General features: G+C 61.3%; 12 protein-coding genes. 2 read left to right on the top strand and 10 right to left on the bottom strand.

Going from position 1 to position 18,963, the window contains the following annotated elements:
* Positions 1–29 precede the first annotated feature (29 nt).
* Both AC1RBR_RS00615 and AC1RBR_RS00610 read right to left on the bottom strand, forming a co-directional pair.
* Complete coding sequence (locus AC1RBR_RS00615; protein ID WP_027610349.1) at positions 30–866, bottom strand: amino acid ABC transporter permease; 837 nt, start codon at positions 864–866, stop codon at positions 30–32.
* Positions 863–1,684: an ABC transporter substrate-binding protein gene (locus tag AC1RBR_RS00610; protein ID WP_443535360.1), complete on the bottom strand. Its 822-nt coding sequence runs from the start codon at positions 1,682–1,684 to the stop codon at positions 863–865. The genes AC1RBR_RS00615 and AC1RBR_RS00610 overlap by 4 nt, the downstream gene beginning before the upstream one ends.
* A gap of 111 nt (positions 1,685–1,795) precedes the next feature.
* On the opposite strand from AC1RBR_RS00610, the gene AC1RBR_RS00605 reads away from it, so the two are divergent.
* Positions 1,796–2,695 (top strand): homocysteine S-methyltransferase family protein, encoded by a 900-nt coding sequence (locus AC1RBR_RS00605; RefSeq protein WP_492562487.1) that lies wholly within the window; start codon positions 1,796–1,798, stop codon positions 2,693–2,695.
* Between the two features lie 97 nt (positions 2,696–2,792).
* Here AC1RBR_RS00605 and AC1RBR_RS00600 read toward each other — a convergent pair whose 3' ends face one another.
* The 3 genes from AC1RBR_RS00600 to AC1RBR_RS00590 are packed head-to-tail and all read right to left on the bottom strand — an operon-like array spanning position 2,793 to position 4,557.
* Complete coding sequence (locus tag AC1RBR_RS00600) at positions 2,793–3,464, bottom strand: GNAT family N-acetyltransferase (protein ID WP_492562486.1); 672 nt, start codon at positions 3,462–3,464, stop codon at positions 2,793–2,795.
* Positions 3,465–3,476: 12 nt separating this feature from the next.
* Positions 3,477–3,923, bottom strand: a complete 447-nt coding sequence (locus AC1RBR_RS00595) for a GNAT family N-acetyltransferase (protein ID WP_095137754.1) — start codon at positions 3,921–3,923, stop codon at positions 3,477–3,479.
* Between the two features lie 10 nt (positions 3,924–3,933).
* Entirely contained in the window at positions 3,934–4,557 is a 624-nt protein-coding gene (locus AC1RBR_RS00590) for an FMN-binding negative transcriptional regulator (RefSeq protein WP_492562484.1), read from the bottom strand.
* Positions 4,558–4,649: 92 nt separating this feature from the next.
* Here AC1RBR_RS00590 and pdxR point away from each other — a divergent pair, with 92 nt between their 5' ends.
* Positions 4,650–6,206, top strand: a complete 1,557-nt coding sequence (pdxR, locus tag AC1RBR_RS00585; RefSeq protein ID WP_492562483.1) for a MocR-like pyridoxine biosynthesis transcription factor PdxR — start codon at positions 4,650–4,652, stop codon at positions 6,204–6,206.
* Between the two features lie 39 nt (positions 6,207–6,245).
* On the opposite strand, the gene AC1RBR_RS00580 is transcribed toward pdxR, so the two are convergent.
* The 5 genes from AC1RBR_RS00580 to AC1RBR_RS00560 all read right to left on the bottom strand — a co-directional run bounded on the left by AC1RBR_RS00580 (position 6,246) and on the right by AC1RBR_RS00560 (position 18,935).
* Positions 6,246–10,793, bottom strand: a complete 4,548-nt coding sequence (locus AC1RBR_RS00580; RefSeq protein WP_492562481.1) for a hypothetical protein — start codon at positions 10,791–10,793, stop codon at positions 6,246–6,248.
* A gap of 28 nt (positions 10,794–10,821) precedes the next feature.
* On the bottom strand, positions 10,822–15,396 hold the full coding sequence (locus AC1RBR_RS00575) for a hypothetical protein (protein ID WP_492562480.1): 4,575 nt from the start codon (positions 15,394–15,396) through the stop codon (positions 10,822–10,824).
* Between the two features lie 152 nt (positions 15,397–15,548).
* On the bottom strand, positions 15,549–16,649 hold the full coding sequence (locus AC1RBR_RS00570) for a polyamine ABC transporter substrate-binding protein (protein WP_095137749.1): 1,101 nt from the start codon (positions 16,647–16,649) through the stop codon (positions 15,549–15,551).
* Positions 16,646–17,671 (bottom strand): histone deacetylase family protein, encoded by a 1,026-nt coding sequence (locus AC1RBR_RS00565; protein ID WP_492562479.1) that lies wholly within the window; start codon positions 17,669–17,671, stop codon positions 16,646–16,648. Before AC1RBR_RS00565 ends, AC1RBR_RS00570 begins: the two co-directional genes overlap by 4 nt.
* Before the next feature lie 268 nt (positions 17,672–17,939).
* On the bottom strand, positions 17,940–18,935 hold the full coding sequence (locus AC1RBR_RS00560; RefSeq protein ID WP_492562478.1) for an AraC family transcriptional regulator: 996 nt from the start codon (positions 18,933–18,935) through the stop codon (positions 17,940–17,942).
* Between the last annotated feature and the right edge of the window lie 28 nt (positions 18,936–18,963).

Raw genomic sequence — 18,963 nt, 5'->3', positions numbered from 1 at the left:
CCCGACGCTGGCGCAAGGTGCTGATTAACCTAGCTACGCCGCACATAAGCCTTGCCGTAATGCCGCTCCATGCGCGCCTGAATCAACTCCAGCCCAATCGACATCAGCCAGTAAATGATCGCCGCTGTGGTCAGCATCTCGATGTAGCGGTAGCTCGAGCGTCCGTAGGACTGCGCCAGAAACATCACTTCCCAGACGCCCATCACCGAGATCAGTGACGAATCCTTGAGCATCGAGATGAACTGGTTGGTGGTCGGCGGGATGATCGTGCGCATCGCCTGGGGCAGGGTGATGCGCCAGAAGATCACGCTCTCGCGCATGCCCAGCGCCAGCGAAGCTTCACGCTGGCCATAGGGCACGCCGAGGATGCCGGCGCGGAAAATCTCGCTGAGGTACGCGCCGTAGTTGAGGGACAGGGCAATGATCCCGGCCACCACTGCACCGGGCACCACGCCCAGTTGCGGCAGGCCGAGGTAGATCAGCAGGATCTGGATCAGCAGCGGCGTGCCGCGAAAGAACGAGGTGTAGAAACTGGCGATCCCGAACGCCACGGCGCTTTTCGACAGGCGCGCCAGAGCGGTGACGAAGCCCAGCAAGGACGAAGCCACGATCGCGCAGGCGCAGAGAAACAGGGTCAGTGCCGCACCCTGCAGAAAGCCGTTTGGCGCCAGGTGCACGCCGAGCAGATTCGGCAGCTTGTCGAGGATGATCGAGAGCTTCAGATCGAAGCTGAGGAAAAAACCGGCAAACAGGCTGAACATCGCCGCCCAGGTCAGGTACAGGCGCGTGCGGAAACCGAGCAGCCGTTGCAGGCGCGATTCAGCCACCGGTTGCGGCGGCTGTGGAGGTGTCGGGAAGGCAGTCATTGGCTGATGTCGGCGCCGATCCATTTCTGCGACAGCTTGCTCAGCGTGCCGTCCTGTTTGAGTTGCGCAAACACCTCGCGCACTTTAGCGTCCCACTCGGCATCACCCTTTTCGATGGCCACTGAGTTCGGTTCCGAGTACAGCGGCGCGCCCGCCAGTTTGAAACGCTGGTCCTGATTCAGGCGCGGCTGCGCGGTCACCAGGTTGGTGAGGATGGCGTCCAGGCGCACACCGGCGCCCAGACCCAGATCCTGGAAGGCGACGTTGTCGGTATCGTACGGGGCGATCTGCACATCCTCGAACGGGTACTCAAGGTGCGTGTCTTCGGCGCCTTCGATGACCAGATTCTTGTTCAGATAGCTTTCGTAGCTGCTGGCGCTGGTCAGGCCGACTTTCTTGCCGCTCAAGTCTTTGGCACCGTGGATGCGATCGTCCTTGGCGTTGACCACGATTACGGCGGGCGAGGCGTAGTACTCGACCGGGAAATCGAACACTTCGGCGCGGGCCTTGCTCGGGGTCATGGAGCAGATGCAGATGTCATAGCGTCCGCTCCAGCGGCCGGCAGCGATCACGTCCCAGGATGGCGTTTCGAGGCGCAGCTTGACCCCCAGCTTGTCCGCGACGGCTTTGGCGACTTCGACGTCGAAGCCGTCGAGCTGATTCTGCTCATTGAGGAACGAGAAGGGTGGGTAGCTTTCCATCAGCACGCCGACCAGTTGTTTTTTCTGTTCGACGCGATCAAGTGTGGCGCCGCCGAAGGCTTGAGTGGACGCGGCCAGAATCGTCAGGCCCAAGGCCAGTAGCGGTTGAAGTTTCACAGTCGACACCTGAAAAAAAGGGGTTGTTATTAACCGGATGGTGCGTATTAAATAGTTATAAGAACTACTCTGGTAGTGAGTAATTTTCATAAGCATATGAGCGAAAAGCATATGGGCACAGCAAGCACGGTAATTCTCGATGGCGGCATGGGCCGTGAGTTGCAACGCGCCGGGGCGCCGTTTCGGCAGCCCGAGTGGTCGGCGCTGGCCCTGATCGAGGCGCCGCAGGCGGTCGAAGCGGTGCACGCTGCCTACATCGCCAGCGGCGCCAATGTGATCACCAGCAACAGTTATGCGGTCGTGCCGTTTCATATTGGCGAGGCGCGGTTTGCCGCTGAAGGTCAGGCACTGGCGGCGTTGGCTGGAGAGCTGGCGCAGCGTGCGGTGCAGGCCTCGGGCAAAGCGGTGCGAGTGGCTGGTTCGTTGCCGCCGCTGTTCGGCTCCTATCGCCCGGACCTGTTCGAAGCGACGCGGGTGAACGAATTGCTGACGCCACTGGTGACCGGCCTGGCACCACATGTCGACCTGTGGCTGGCGGAAACCCAGAGCTCGATCATCGAGGCGCGCTCCATTCGCGCCAGTCTGCCGCAGGACGGCAAACCGTTCTGGCTGTCGTTTACTTTGAAGGATGAAGACACCGACGAGGTGCCGCGTCTGCGTTCCGGTGAGCCAGTGGCCGAAGCTGCGGCGGTGGCGGCGGAGTTGGGCGTGGAGACGCTGCTGTTCAATTGCAGCCAGCCGGAAGTGATCGGCGCGGCGATTGATGCGGCGCGCGATACCTTTGAGCGTTTGGGTGTGCAGATTCACATCGGCGCGTATGCCAATGCGTTTCCACCGCAACCGAAAGAGGCGACGGCCAACGACGGCCTCGATCCGCTGCGCGACGATCTGGATCCGCCGGGGTATCTGCATTGGGCGCAGGACTGGCAGCAGCGTGGTGCCAGCCATTTGGGCGGTTGCTGCGGGATCGGGCCGGAACACATTGCCGTGCTGGCGCAGAAACTGGGGTAAACAACAGATCAAAAGATCGCAGCCTTCGGCAGCTCCTACATGGGATTGACGTTCACCCATAGGAGCTGCCGAAGGCTGCGATCTTTGCTTTGAAGATTTAACTACGGCATTCAATCAAGCCTTTCACCTGCCCGTCGGGCATCTGATTTTCATCGGACAGCCACCGCTCGAAACCTGCCGCAATCGCCGGCCACTCCGAATCCACAATCGAATACCACGCGGTATCGCGGTTCTGGCCCTTGACCACCATGTGCTGGCGAAACACGCCTTCGAAGCTGAAACCCAGACGTTCGGCGGCGTATTTGGAGCGGGCGTTGCCGTTGTTGCACTTCCATTCCAGGCGACGATAGCCCTGTTCGAAGGCGTATTTGGCCAACAGGTAAACCGCTTCGGTACTCTTCGGTGAACGTTGCATTGGCGCACCGAAGGTGACGTGGCCGATCTCGATGCGCCCCTGCGCCGGGACGATCGACATCAGGCTCAGAATGCCTTGCACCTGGCCCGTGACGCGGTCGATCACGCTGAAGAAATACGGATCGCTGCTGGCCGCATGGTTGTTCAGCCAGTCATTGAAAACGCTGCGTTGCGGGAACGGCCCATACGGTAAGTAATCCCACAGCTTCGGGTCGGCGCCGGGGCCTTCGAGGGCGTTGAACAGATCATCGGCGTGGCGCGCCGGGTCGAGGCGTTCCAGACGGATGAAGCGGCCTTCGAGCAAGGTCGCGGTGGGGGCGGGGACGCCTTTCCAGTCGGCAAGTGAAGTGGTCATGTACGCGGCTCCTTAAATGGCTTTGCGAAACTGGATGAATCCCGGGCGCTCGGCGATGCGCTCGTAGAGCTGGATCGCGGTGGCATTGGTTTCGTGGGTCAACCAATGCACTTTGCAGCAACCGTCGGCCCTGGCGGTGGCGTAGACGTGTTCGATCAGCAAGCGACCGACGCCGGTGCCACGGGTCTCCGGCGCCACCAGCAGATCCTGCAGGTAGCAGGAGTTTTCGATGCTCCAATTGGAGCGGTGATAGATGAAATGCACCATGCCCACTGCTTTACCGTCGGCCCAGGCGAGAGCGGCGTGGGTCGGTTCGCTCGGGTCGAGGAAACGCTGCCAGGTGCTGTGCGTGACGGCGTCCGGCAACTCGCTGTTGTAGAAGCGCAGGTAAGCCTGCCACAACGGCAACCAGGCGGCGTGATCACCGGCAGTCACCGGGCGGATCTGGATCTGACTCATGCTGATTTCCTTAACGCATCAAGTGGGCGAGGGTTCGGTCCGCAATGTCGGGGCTGGCAGCCAGGCCTTCGCGCACGCCGGCAATGTCTTCGGCGCTGCGGTTCTGGCTGAGCTTGCGCTTGCCTTCGAGGCGGTCGATGGGAATGGCGAAACCGACGATGGCCTTGAGCATGCCGTCGATATAGTCGGCCGGTGCGTCGTCGACCTTCCACGGTTGCGCGCGACCGGCTTCATGGCGATCGGTCAGGGTACTGACGATGTCGAGCAGGCGCCCGCCGTCGCTGAAGGTTTCGGCGTGGCCATAGGCGTGCACGGCGACGTAGTTCCAGGTCGGCACGACTTTGCCGTGCTCGGCCTTGCTCGGGTAAAACCCCGGGCTGACGTAGGCGTCGGGGCCGGCAAAAATCAGCATCGCTTCAGCGCCGTCACGCAGGTCTTTCCACTGCGGATTGGCTTTGGCCAAGTGCCCGTACAGCGTGCCGTTCTCGCCCTGTTCGCGGTGCAGCAGCACTGGCACATGGCTGGCCTGCAGACCGTTTTCACCATGACTCACCAGAATCGCGAGACGGGTGGCGAGGATCAGTTCGTGCAGTTGCGACAGTTCGTCGATGGCAAAGGCGCGGGGCGTGTACATGGAGAGATTTTCCTTGGCGAATGCCTGCATCCTAGGCAGGCTATTGGTCTGTTGTAAGAGCCATTGAAGACCAATTTCATAGGTCCATTGTCATGCCCGAATCGCCCATGCTGTCCATGCCGTTCAATCCGGCCGGTATCGAGCTCGACCGCCGCCAGGGTTTGAGCCGCCAGCTCTATCAGGCGATACGTCTGCGGGTGCTGGACGGGCGGCTGGCCAGTGGCACGCGGCTGCCGGCCAGCCGTGATCTGGCGGCGGCATTGGCGATTTCCCGCAACAGCGTGGTGCGCGCCTACGATCAGTTGTACGCCGAAGGCTTCATCGAAGGCCGCGTCGGGGACGGCACGTATGTGGCGCAATTGCCGCAAAGCGCATTGCCCAAGAAAAAACTATCCACAAAAGTATCCACAGGGTTTTCAACAGGCTTACCCACAACCTTATCCACAAATTGGCTGGATTTACCTGTGGTTCCATCCAGTAAAGTTATCCACAGCGACGCGTTGAAGCGGGTTGAAAACAATCATCTGTCCCTGCCGCCTAGTGGTCCGCCGCGTGCTTTTCGGGTCGGCGTTCCAGCCTTCGATCTGTTCCCGTTTGACGTCTGGGCCAAGCTGAATGCGGCTTTCTGGCGCAAGCCGGATTTGCAGCAGCTGTGTTACGGCGACCCGGCGGGCGATGCACGGTTGCGCGGGATGATCGCGGCCTATTTGCGCAGCTCCCGGGGCATGCAGTGCACGGCTGAGCAAATTGTGATCACCAGTGGCGCACAGCAGGGCATAAGCCTTTGTGCACAGTTGCTGGTAGAGCCAGGCGACGGCGTAGCGATTGAAAATCCCGGGTATCGAGCGGCCGGTCATGCCTTCGCTGTGGCCGGTGCCCGGTTGCACGGGGTGGCGGTGGACAGTGAGGGTATCGACTGCCAGCAACTGGCGGGACTGACCGATTGCCGCCTCACCTATGTCACGCCCTCCCACCAGTACCCCACGGGGGTGGTGATGAGTCTGGCCCGTCGCCTCGAATTGCTGGCCTGGGCCGAGCGCACGCAGGGCTGGATCGTCGAGGATGATTACGATGGCGAGTATCGCTACAGCGGCGCTCCGCTGGCGCCTTTGGCCGCCCTCGATCGACAGGGGCGAGTGCTGTATGTCGGCACGTTCGGCAAGGTCGCGTTCCCGGCGTTGCGCCTGGGGTATCTGGTGCTGCCGCCGGGGCTGGTGGAGGCTTTTGCCCGAAGGCGTGCGGTGGATGTGCGTCATTCCGAAGTCAGTACCCAGGCGGTGATGGCCGAGTTCATGGCCGCCGGGCATTTCCAGCGGCACATCCGACGCATGCGCCGCGCGGCGCTGAGCCGACGCAATGTCTTGCTCGGCGGCTGGCCGCAGAATATTCCGGGCGTCGGCCAGTTGCCCGGCGTTGCCGCCGGGCTGCACCTGACCGTGCCGGTTGCCAGTGTGGCGCGTGAAAGCCAACTGATCGAACTGGCGCGCAGCGCAGACGTCGAGATCAATGGTCTGAGCAGTTATTGGCTGCCTGACTCCACGACCCCGGTCGACCAGCGCGCCGGACTGGTGCTGGGCTTTGCCGCGGTGCCTGAGCGCGCAATCGAAGCGGCGCTCGAGCGTTTGCGAACCGTGTGGCACACCCTCTGAAGCGGGCGCAGATCGATGCGCCCGACGGTGGTATCACGGTTATGTTTCGAGCTGCAGGAACAGGCTCGGATCGCCAATCCGGCGCAGCACATAGTCGATGGGTGTCAGAGCAGTCAGGGCCTGTCGACGTTCTGCGCTGAGGGTCTTCAAATGCGCATCGGCGATTTTCAGGTGCGCCGCGGTGAATTGTTCCGGCGCGGCTTCGGGCGAGTCGTAGTGAAAATGCGCGAGCCATAACGGCTGATCATGCTGGGTGCTGTCGAGTATCTGATACTCCTGAAAGTAATCCTGGCGCTTTTTGGTCTTGATCCGGCCTTTGGTGTTCCTGACGATCCGGACCTGATGATTGTCCAGCAACCATTGCAAATAGGCTTGTCGAGGTTGTCGGTCCTTGAGCAGACTGGCGCGCACGGCGATGCCTTGAGCGCGTAACCGGATCGCCGCACTGTTGAGTTCCGCACTCAAATTGCCCACCGGCAACCGCGTGCCGCCGGAGGCGACAATGCGTGCCTGCGCCTGTTCGACGCTGACCGCAATCTGTTCCAGTCGCCGCGCCTGCTGATCGAACAGATCCTGCATGTCTGCCGGTATACGGTTGGGCCTCAGAGCGTCACGACGGGTTCGGTCAATGAACGCCTGCACTCGCTCATTCTGGGTCAGGGCATCGGCAATGAACTCGATGTCGCCCACGTGCGTCGTCGGGGAGGCGGTAGGTCTGACGGGAAGCATTTCCTCCAGAGGCGATTCGCTGGCGGCTGCAGGTTTGGTGGGTGCAGGGTCACGAGGCCGGCTCTTGGTGACCTTGGCAACCGGCCGGGACGGTCCTGCGACAGAGGGGCCTGGTGTGACCGGCGTGCTGCTTGCTCCGGTTTCCGGCAGCAGTTCGCTCAGTTGCTCCTGCGCCAGTTGTCTGAATTCGCCGAGCAGGCTCCTTAGCCGCGCCAGTTCTGCCGCGACCACCATGCCCGGGTATTCGCCTGGCAAGTCCCCCAGACGCTGATCGGCATCGACATAGACATCAATCAGTCGGCTCAGACGATCAATGCGCAGCGCAGTGCTGTCGCCGTTGTCGGGTTTCCTGATCAGGGCGGCGTGGCGATGTGTGGCGGTGGCGGCTTCGATTATCAGCCAACCGGTGGCTTCCCGCGCCGCTTCGGTGGCAGTTTCCTGCATGCACAACTCGTGAGACATGCCGATGGCATTGGACTTCAAATCCCACTGGTTAAACGCCGGGAGCAGTTGGCGCAAGCGTTGTGCGGTGGTCATGCCTGCGCTGCCGATGGTGTCGAGAATTTCCAAGGAGGTACGGGACAGCTGCAGGCGGGCGATCATGTCCTGGCTCAACGCCAGAGCCTGGTGCAGTTCCTCGTTGTAACTTTGCAGCGCCGCCGGTGTATCGATGACCGTGTGCCGAGCCAATTTACGGGTCAATACCGCGTATGCGTTGCGTTTGAGAACGAACCAGAGGCTGAGGTTTTTTTGCAGCAAAGTGGTCATGCGCTGCAATTCGACGAAATAGCCGTCGCTCCCCCCTTTGAGGCGCCATTGGCCAAGTATTTTCAAGGCCTCGTCGTAATCCCCGATCAGCTTTTCGACCTGCTCAAGGTAACGCCGGGTCGCCTCTTGGTGGGCTTCTCCGGAGGCGCCAAGCATGGCTGACTGGGCTTGCTCCAGAGCTGCGTTGCCGACGGCTTCCTGATTTCTGAATGCTTCCAGAGCCGCCCCGAGCTGGTTCCGCTGGATTTCCTTTTCCTTGCGCTGGGCCTTGAGCTGACTTTGCAGGCTGGTGCCGCCGGCGCCACCGCGCAGACGCAGTCGGGTATCCACGAACCATTGGCCTTGCTGGTTGTGAATCAGCAGCGGACCGGTTTTTGACGGTGTCTGCGGATCAACGATTTGCACCTGCTGGTCATCGTTTTCAATCACGCGGAACCAGCGATCGCCCGCCTGCGCATAGGTGCTGGTAGCAAGGCGATACAGGGTCGCCTTGCCGCGCAGCAGGGTTTCCACGGCGGCTGTCGTGAGGTCGGGAGCCGGCACGGCCAGAGTATTCAGAAACGTTGCCAAGGCACCGGGCGAGCGCCGGGGCACCGAGCCGTAGGCTTCAAGCGAGGAGTAATGGCTGGCCGGGAGCTGGTCACTCAACAGCGCGGTGACGTGTGTAACCGTGGGTGGGACAGGCGTTTGTACAGGGGGGGCCTGGATCCGGGGCAGTCCTTCGCTTTCGATTTCGCTTACGCCTTCGCTGCGCAACGCTGTGCGGGGGCCGGTTGTGCGTTGTGTGGCCGCATGATGGGCCAGGATCATGCCCAAGTTCAGCAACATATCGGCGACGGCGCTCCACTGCGCGTGGGTATCGCCACGATTGTGGGCGTCCACGACCTGATCGATTTCGCTGATGCTTTGCCAGACCCAGATCGCCGCGCCTGCCGGGCCGCAGAGAAAGTTCGCGGCAACGTTGAACAACGCCCACCCACTGTCTCGCAGCAAGGCCCAGCGGCGTTGCGCATTGGACAACGACTGTCGGTCAGCGAGTTCGGCCATCGCCAGTGCATGGGTTTTGAACAGCACCGGGAACACCTCGCCAGTCAGTGCCGTGGAGGCAAGCCCGACCGGCCCGGCCCACTTGACGCTGGTCCAGGGTTCGGCGAGCAATTGCGCGCCCAGCCACGGACTGGGCAGACCGATGGGGAAGGTGTATTGGGCATATTTGAAACTGGTTTGCGAATCCGCCAGCCACGCCAGCACCGAATCCCTCAATTCGCCTGGCTGATGGATGGCGTACAGCAGGTTTTGCGTTGAAGGGAATTGCAGCAATGGCTGCTCAAGCAACGGACGATACAGCAGGCATGGCCCGGCTCCAGGCAGGCGCGGGGCAATGATGAACATGTTGGTGACAACATCGCCAGCAGTCTCCCCGGCATGGATAAACGTCAGCGGGCGAATGACCACAGTGTGTGGATGACCCGGTGTCGGTTTGAGCCACTCCTGAACGCAGCGATAACCTTGCTCATCTACGCCGCCGAGGCGTCGCAGCTTGGATTCCAGTGCAATCAGCGGCAACACTGCGTGCAACTGGCGGATGTAAAAGCGCTGCTGCAGGGGGGCCTGCAGCGGATCGTTGATCAGTCTGTCCCTGATCAATCCGGGGTAGACCTCACCCATGTCGATCTTGTTTGCCATCTTCGTCAGGTAGGCGACAGTCAGCCACTGCGGCAGCGCTTGTGGCGGGTCGAATTGCAGCGTCGCCAGATACGGCGTGCGGTTTTGCAAGGCGTACTCGCCCAGGGTTTCGATATGGGTGTCATGCGGATCGGGCAGTGTCACGCCTCCCGATTCGAAGCTGTTGGTGATGCGGATTTGCAATTTGTCCAAAGGCAGCCCGGCCGCCGATGGCTGATCGGCAATGATCGCCTCACGCATGCAATTGTGCGCATACGTATCGATCGGCGGGATTGGCAACAGCGCCTTGTCTGCCTGCCGGTACAACTGGCCCAGCGCATTGATCGATTGGCTGTATTGATCGAGCTCGGCAGCCGAAGCTTCGAGCAGCCAGTCGGGTATCGAATCATCGAGGTCGATGAGGGTGTTTTTCTGCGGTTCGCTGGCTTGCTCGATCAGGGGCAGAAGGGAGGTGCCGTCCTCGGTCTCCTCGTCGAGACTTTGTCGGGTGATTGCCCGGATGGCATCGAGCTGGTTGGCAATCAGGACCCAGGCCATGTGGTCGAAAAAATTGCCTTCGGGCTCGAACAACTGCCACTGCAGACTCTCTCCGGCCGGTAACAGTTCGATACGCTGCGGCAGTGATTCACCCAGTTGCTGCAAAGAGTCGAATGTCTCGTAACCGTCTTCCACGGTGTACATCATGACCAGATCGCGCAGGCCATAGCGGCCGAAAATCACCGCGGCGCCGCCCAGAATCAGGTGACCGGTATTGCCTTGAGTATTGACGGAGTCGATGTCGATCAGGCACACGCGAATGTCCGACAGTGTTTTGTCGTGACGCTGGCGCTCCTGTTTGTCCGGGCGTCGCGACACCGCCCGGGCGACCAGACACTGCTCATCGTCCCAGCCCTCGGCGTTATGGACGTTCAGGGCGTCGCGCAGGGCATCGGAGAGTTCTTGCCAGCGCGGCAATTGGCGTCGGGTGCTGTTCCAGTAATCCAGCTGTCGCTCGGCGAAGGCGACAAACAACAGAGGCGAATAATCGTTGAGCAGATCGGCAATGGCCTCGATATCGACATCCATATGCACCACTGGCGTGGCTCGGTGGTTCAAGGTCAGAAAGTGTTCACCCTCGAGATAGTTGGCGCTGGAGCCGTTGAAAAATTGCCGGATGAGTGCCTCTGTCAGTGATTCAAATCGGGTCGGCAAGGCCACCCGCTCAGCGTTCAGCCATTGCCATTGTGGCGTGCCGATCATGGCCTGCTCGGGATCGATATCTTGTTGTGGATACAGCGCTTCGAGCGCCTGGCGCAGCACTGCGCTGGCGACTTCATCGACCGTGGGACCGCGACTGGTCTGATGGACGATCTGGCTCTTTTGCAGCAATGCATGGGTTTCGGTGTTCGCTGAATGCTCAGTCATTGTCATTGTCCTTTTTGACGTTTGGGGCTTATGAGAAAAACAGCGAACGCGCCAGCTGCGGGCCGATCGCGCTGCGATAGATAGCGATGATTTGCGGACTGCTGGTGGCCGAGTCCAGGTCGAAGGCGCCGGCCATCCGTCGTTGCTCCTGCAGTTTCAAATGGGCGGCGGTGAAGGCGTCGGCCGGCGCATCGAGGCTGTTGTAATGGAAGTGCGCGTACCACAACGCCTTGCCGGTGCGCCGCTCGCGAATTTCGTACTCCTGCAGATAATCCCTGCGCGGGCCTTTGAGGCGACGCCGGGCACCGCCAGACACAATGTCGATCTCATCCTTGTGCAATAACCATTCGACCCGGGCAGCGGTTGGCGGTTGTTGCTTGGTCATCTCGACCCGTATCCGGTAGCCCTCGGCGTACAGGCGTTCACCCGCCTGGTTCAATTGGGCGATCAGAGCTGGCGGCTCCTCGGTGCTGTTCGCCCGCAGCCGGGCCTGTTCAAGGCTTTTCGCGCTTTCGTCGAGCTGTTCGGCCTTGCGCTGGAACTGCTCTTCGATCTCGACCGGAATCCGACCAGGTTTTTTGGCATGGGCTTCGGTTTGCCGGATGAAGCTTTCCACGCCATCGAGCAGCGTCTGGCCCTGGCTGATCTGGGTGGCGAGGTCCGGCGCCGCAGCTGGCGGGCGGCGCCGTCCGGGCTGAATACGTTCGACCCAGACGCCGGGCGTTTTCTCGTGAAAGGTGGCGATGACGTTCCCGGTCATGGGCGCTTTCACGTCCAGCAGGACTGGTTGCCCTGGCGCCGAGGAACGCAACTCGCCGACCACTGTGCCCTTGAAGCGGGTTTTGATAATCCGTTTACGTGAGGCTGGCGCTGGCCTTGAAGGACCGGGCCGAGGCTCCACCGGCCGGTGTTCGAGGAGCAACTGCGCCAAGTGCTCTTCGGTCTGGCGCTGGAACTCGTTGATTCGTTTACGCGTACGGCTGAAGGGCTCGTCGAGCAGCACATCCTTGTGGTTGAGGGCGAAATCCTCGAACGACTGATCGATGGCGGCATACTGTTCGAGCATGCCGTTGAGGCCTTCGATCCGCTCGTTGGCCCCCAGGCTGGTGTGGTCGAGCAGCAGTTCCTGTGAGGTCTGAATCACCAGGTTGGTTGTGTCGAGCAGGCGTACCAGATCGCCTTGCGCCTGAGTCAGCGCTGGCGAAGCCTGCTCTTTCAGGCAGATGTCGCGAGCCAGCGACACCTGAAGTGCCTTGAGATCATTGAGACTGAACACAGGCAGCTTTGCGCGATAGGTATTGGCGACTTCAGCGGCACGTTTGCCCAGTCGGCTCAACTCCTGGAAACGTGACTGGGCAAACTCGATCTTGCTGATCATGCCCTCGGTCAAATCGTACATTCTGCGGTAGGTGACAGGGTCACCGGTGCCTGCCGCCGTTTCTTCGGCCTCAAGCAGCACCAGGGTTTCCTTGAGGGTTCTGGCGAAGAGAGGATCACGTTGAGCGAGCCATGTCTGGTTGAAGAACAACTGGGTACCGAGCATCTCGGTCATGGCGGTGCGGAAATGGGGCACGGTCTCGAGCAGGTTCAACGATTTCAGCTGGTCGATGGGCGCCGCGTATTCCTCGGTGCGGCGTTCGAGTGCTGCAAGAAACGTGGTCTGCTGCGCCACCAGAGTGTCGTCGCCGGCCGCAGTCATGGCGGTGTGAGCGGCTGTCAGCTCTGTGCGGGCCTGCTCGCGCGTGTTATCGAACTCGGTCAGTTGTTTCTTGAGTTCGGCGATGCGTTCATTGTTTTCCCGTCGTTTGGCCTTGCGCCGACTCGACAGACCACCGCCGCGCAGACGCAGGCGAGTGTCGACGAACCACTCGCCCCGCCGATTGCGGATCAACCCCGGCCCCTCACGTCCGGGCTGTCGCTGCGAATTGATGATCGATACCTCACCGGTGTCGGCGACCGCCACTTCGAACCAGCGCTCACCCACCGGTGCGTAGTATCCGCTGGCATGTCGATAGAGGTGACGATAACGGCCGGCGTCGCTGGCGAGCGGGGTGAGTGCATCGGGGCGCGTAACGGCAAAGCGATCCAGGGTTTGGGTCAGGCTCAGGGCGGTGTCGGTCATCAGCGAAGTCTGGTGTTGCGCCGGATATTCACCGATCACATCAGGGCGTTGCACGATGTTCACCGGCGTTGGTGGCACCGGCTCCTTGGGCTCGGTCTCGACGGTCACCGGCGTCTTTTCAGTGATGTCCCGAGGCGTCGCGTTACGGGTGCTGGCGTGATGGGCGAGCACTATGGCCAGGGTCAGCAACAGATCGGTCATCGCGGTTTTCTGCTGCCCGGTGTCGCCTGTGGCAGCGGCATCGAAGGTTTGTTGCAGATCGTCCAGCACCTGCCAGATCCAGGCGGCGGTACCGACGGTTCGACCGAAAAACGGCAGTGCGGCGCTGAGGATCATCCAGCTCGCATGCTTGAAGCTCTCCCAGCGACTTTCGCTATTGGACACCGATTGCCGATTCGCCAGTTCGACCATTGCACTGACGTTGGCCTTGAACAGAAAAGCCAGGTAATTGGTAGCGATGACTGCTGTTCCCAAGGTCAGCGTGCCGCTCATCTGCAAGGAAGTCAGGGGATCGGCGAGCAGTTGTGAGAGCGACCATACCGAGGGTCGATCATCGCTGAATACGTAATTGGCATAGTTGGCGCGCGCACTGTCCGGCAACCAGGCGAGGACCGACTGACGCAATGTCGGTGAATGCTTGATGGCGTACACCAGGTTGGCCGGCGACGGGTACTGGAGCAAGGCATGATCGGACAGGGGCCGGTACAGCAGGCAGGGTCCCTTGTCCATCTGTCGGGGGCCGATCACGAACATGTTGGCCACTTCATCGGTGGTCGCCCCCGGGCGCCACGCGGGATTGAAGGCCAGCGGTCGAATGACGATCTCCTGACCGTCCACCCGGCGATTGTCGTCCAGCAATTGAACCACGGCCGCGACATAGCGATAGCCCGCCTCGTCGACACCGCCCTGTGCGCGAATCTTCTGCTGCAACGCCAGTAACGGCAATTCGACACGCAGCCGGCTGGTGAACAGGTTCTGCCGTCGCAGGCTTTCCAGCGGGTCATCGCGCAGTTTTTGCCTGATCAGCGCGGGATAGGTCTGGCCGATGTCGACACTGACGATCAATCTTTCCAGATAATCAGCCGTCATCCATGCCGGCACCGCAGTGCTGCCGATACTGCTCACGGTCTTGTTGCCGAGCGGCAAGGCAATCAGATTCTGCAGCGCCAGATCGACCAGGCTGAAGGTGCTGCGTTCGGGCTCCAGCAACGGTGTGAAACTGCCCCACACCACCACGCTGTCGACCACGATGCGAATCTCGGCCAGATTCAGTTCAGTGGCCTCGGGATGCTCCTTGAGCAGGGCCGCCTCCAGTTGCTCCAGCGCGAACTCGCGAATCGGTTTGATGCCGTCGTCAAAGGACTGCTCGGCGTTCTGACTTTGCACCTGCGCCAGATCCATCAGATGACGGCTGTAGGCGGTCAGGTCGCTGGGCGAGGCGTCGACCATCCACTCTGGCAACGCTTGCTCGACCAGGTTGAAGCGTGAAGACGACTGCTTGTCCGTGGGGTCGAGTTCGTTGGTCGTGCGGCTGACGTGGGGCGTCAGATTGGTTGTCGCCGGTTCGTTTGCCAGCTCGCCAATCGCGTCGGCCTGCAGGGCGATCAGATTGCACGCCAGATGATCGAAGTAGTTGCCGTCAGGTTCGATCAGCCGCCATTGCAAGGTTGCAGGCGGCGGTCCCTCCGTCTGGGTCTGCAGTGAGGCACCCAGTTCCTGCAGGGTATCGAAGGCCTGGAAACCACGAGTGATGGTGTGGGTGAGAATCAGCGTGCGGCTGCCGAGCGTGCCGATCAGTACGGCCATATCGAGGACGTGCAGGTGAGTGGAAGTGCCATCGCGCGTGGTGTCCAGATCGATCAGGCAGGCGCGGGACTGATAGCGATCATCGGTACTGCGGCTAGTTTTTTGCGGATGGTCGAAAAGACTCTGAGCCATGGCGCGCTGGTCGTCGTCCCACGCCGGGTTCGTCCCGACGTTCCACAGTTCGCGCAGGGACCTGGACAATCCCTGCCAGCGCGGGGCGGAGGCGCGGGTGAACTGGTTCCAGTAATCGACCTGTTGTTCCTCGAAGGCAACAAACAGCAGCGGCGCCAGTTCATTGAGGAGTCTGGCGATGGCCTCGATGTTGACGGGCAGTTGTACCGGCGTCTCGTGCGCAGGATGCAAAGTGAGGTAGTGCTCGCCATCCAGGTAGATCACTGGCTTGTTGGCGACGCCATGACGCACCAGCGCATCGGTCAGCGATTCGAAGTGTCGCGGCCCGGGGACGACACGCTGGTCACGCAAGGTCCAGCCAGGTGTCACCACCATTGCCAGTCGCGGGTCGATCTGTAACTTGGGGTATAGCGTCTTCAGTGCCGGTTGCAGGGCGCGGGTGGCGACTTCCCTGATTGAGGGGCCGGCGACCAGTTGGGTAAGCAGGGCGTCTTGATCGTCCGGCAGCTTGTGGTCGGCGGGAGAGTTGAGGGTTTCTGGCATGGTCACATCCTTGGTCAGAACAGCAGGCACCGCGAAAGAGGCGGTGGGCGATGCGTTGCAAGGTAGTGACGGGCTGAGCGCCGAGGGTGGTAGATAGATATCGCAGACAAAAAAAGACCCGCACGGCGGCGGGTCTTGTCGTCAGCGTCGGCTCAGGTTCCGGACTTGATCTTGGTCCAGGCCCGGGTGCGTGCCCGCTCGGCATCCCGCGGCAGTGGTTGCAGGGTGTAGAGCGTGCCCATTGCCGCATCGGTCGGGTACAGGTTGGGGTTGTTGCGGATCGCCGGATCGACCAGTTGGGTGGCGTCCTTGTTCGGGTTCGGATACCCGACGAAGTCGCTGACCGGCGCGATCACCGCCGGTTGCAGCAGGTAGTTGATGAAGGTGTAGGCGTCCTCGGTGTTCTTCGCGCCCTTGGGAATGGCGAGCATGTCGAACCAGATCGGTGCGCCTTCCTTGGGCAGGCGCATGTCGACCACCACGCCGTTCTTCGCCTCTTTGGCGCGATTGGCCGCTTGCGAGAAGCTGCCGGAATAACCGACCGCGACGCAGATGTCACCGTTGGCGATGTCGGCCATGTACTTGGACGAATGGAAGTAGGTCACGTACGGCCGGATCTTCATCAGCAGCGCTTCGGCCTTGGCATAGTCCGCCGGATTTTTGCTGTTGGGGTCCAGGCCCAGGTGCTGCAGGGCCAGCGGCAGAATCTCCGACGGCGAGTCGAGCAGGGCGACGCCGCACTGCTTGAGCTTGCTGATGTTCTCCTCCTTGAAGATCAGGTCCCAGCTGTCCACCGGCGCGTTATCCCCCAACGCTGCCTTGACCTTGGCCGGATTGAAGCCGATCAGGATCGTGCCGTACATGTACGGTACGGCAAATTTGTTGCCCGGGTCGTTGGCTTCGATCAGCTTCATCAGTTTCGGATCGAGGTGATTCCAGTTCGGCAGCTTGCTGCGATCCAGCGGCTGGAACACCCCGGCCTCGATTTGCTTGGCGAGGAACACGTTGGACGGCACCACCACGTCATAGCCGGAGTTGCCGGTCAGCAGCTTGGCTTCCAGCGCTTCGTTGGTGTCGAAGATGTCGTAGACCAGTCTGGTCTGGGTGTTCTGCGCCTTGAAGTCTTCCAGCGCCTTGGGCGTGATGTAGTCGAACCAGTTGTAGACGCGCAGGGTGCGTTCTTCAGCGTGGACGCCGACGCTGAGCAGCGCGGCGCACAGGGCTGGCGCAATGCAGTGCTTGAGTCGGTTCATTGTTCGAACCCTTCGAGCACGTTTACCGCGTTGATGCCGATTTCCTCCACCGCGTAACCACCCTCCATGACGAACAGCGTCGGTTTGCCGAGGGCGGCGATGCGTTTGCCCATAGCCAGGTAATCCGGACTGTCGAGCTTGAACTGCGAGATCGGATCGTCCTTGAAGGTGTCGACGCCCAGCGACACGACGATGACGTCGGCGCCGTAGCTGTCGATCTCTTTGCAGGCCTGTTCCAGCGCCGCACTCCACACATCCCAGCCGGAACCGGCCGGCAGCGGATAGTTGAAATTGAAGCCTTCACCCGTGCCTTCACCGCGTTCATCCTCGTAGCCGAGGAAGAATGGAAACTCGGCTTCCGGGTGGCCGTGGATCGAGGTGAACAGCACGTCGCTGCGCTCGTAGAAAATCGACTGGGTGCCGTTGCCGTGGTGATAGTCGACGTCGAGGATCGCGACTTTCCTGTGGCCGGCATCGAGGAATGCCTGAGCGGCGATGGCGGCGTTGTTGAGGTAGCAATAACCGCCCATCAAGTCGCTGGCGGCGTGGTGTCCCGGTGGACGGCACAGGGCGAAGGCACTGTGCGCGCCGCGCTGGATTTCCGCCTGCGCAGTCAGCGCCACTTGCGCTGCGCTGTAGGCTGCTTGCCAGGTGCCGGCGGTGATGGGGGCGCCGCCGTCGAAGCTGTAGTAACCGAGCTGGCCGTGCAGGCTGGCCGGTTTGATTTGCCGCAGAGTGCGGGCGGGCCAGGTGTAGGGCAGCAGGTCGCCGTCGGTGTTGAATTCGGTCCAGCGTGCCCACGCACCTTTGAAGAAGTCGAGGTAATCGCGGCTGTGGATGCGCGCGATCGGTTCGAGGCCAAAATCCTTTGGCGCTTCTACCGGGCCGAGGTTCTGGTGCTGTACCCGTTGCAGCACGTGGTCGGCACGCGACGGCATTTCGAAACACGGCTTGAGCTGGCCGTCGATGAGTTCGCAGCGGCCGTGGTGCAGGTGGTGATCGTCCGAGTAGATCGTCAGCATTTGTTGTTCTCCACAGAGGGCTGATTCGGTTGCTCCCAGTGTTGCGGCGCGCGACGAATCGGAGAACGGCAGGAAAGGCCAAAAGGGGATCGATATGGCCAAAAACTCTGACCGCAATTCGCCCCTCTTTTCAGTACAGCCTAGCTTCGATTCAGGCATGCAATGCGTCCCGGTGGGAGCGGGCTTGCTCGCGAATACGGTATGTCAGATAAATTGATCGCGATTGACACTGCGCATTCGCGAGCAAGCCCGCTCCCACATTGGAACATCAATGAGGGCGAAACTGGCTCGGCGCAACACCGCTCCAGCGCACGAACGCATGGCGGAAACTCGCGGTCTCGCTGAAGCCCAGGGTTTCGGCGATGCGGTAGATCGGCAACTGATCCTCACACAGCATCTGCTTGGCGCGCTCGAAGCGCAGTTCGTCGAGCAGTTCCTGATAGCTGCTGCCCATGTCCTTGAGATGGCGGCGCAAGGTGCGCGGCGAGCACTTCATCTGCTGGGCCAGTCCCTCCAGCCCCGGTGCTGCATTGAGCTGGGCACTGAGCAACTGGCGAATTCGCCCCAGCCACGCCTGGCGTCCGGTGAACTCGATGTTCTGTTTGCGGCAGCGTTCGGCCATGGCCTGGTGGGTGATGCTGTCGGCCAATGGCAACGGCTGATCGAGCCAGCGCCGGTCGAAGGCGAAGGCGTTGTCTTTGGCGGCGAATTGCAGCGGGCTGGCGAAGTGTTCGGCGTAGCTGTCGCGGTAATCCGGCGCGGCATGTTCAAAGCGTGTCGCCAGCAATGGCAGCGGATGCCCGAGCAGGTCATCGCAGATGACCTTCAATGACACCAGGCAGAATTCCGCGTTGAACACCGCCATTTCCGGGCTCTCGCGGTAATCGGCAGCGACAAACCAGACTCGCTCGTCATCGTCTTCCAGACTCAGTTCGAAAAGTGTTCCCAGCAGCGCCGGATAGCGTATCGCCAGGCGCAAAGCGTCACCTAAGGTGGCACTGGTGAGCAGGGCGTAACCGAGGATGCCGTAGCAGGAAACGTGCATCCGCCGGCCCAGTTCCAGGCCGATGTCATGCTTGAGCGCGACCGCATTGGCGCAGACCTGCATTTCCTGATTGGTGGTGATGCGTGTGTCGGCACGGGCGAGATCCGCCGCACTGATGCCGCTGCCGGCCAGCAGCGCTTCGCTCGACAGGCCTTCGGTCTTGAAGGTGTTGAGCACCAGAGAGACGGCATTGAGCGTCGTGAGGTGGGAGTGGAGCATGAGGCGGCATCCGCTGGTTTTTGGCAAA

The sequence above is a fragment of the Pseudomonas sp. GW823-FHT01D03 genome (assembly GCF_058798255.1).
The sequence above is the reverse complement of the archived record's forward strand: the minus strand, read 5'-3'. Positions and strand labels throughout refer to the sequence as shown.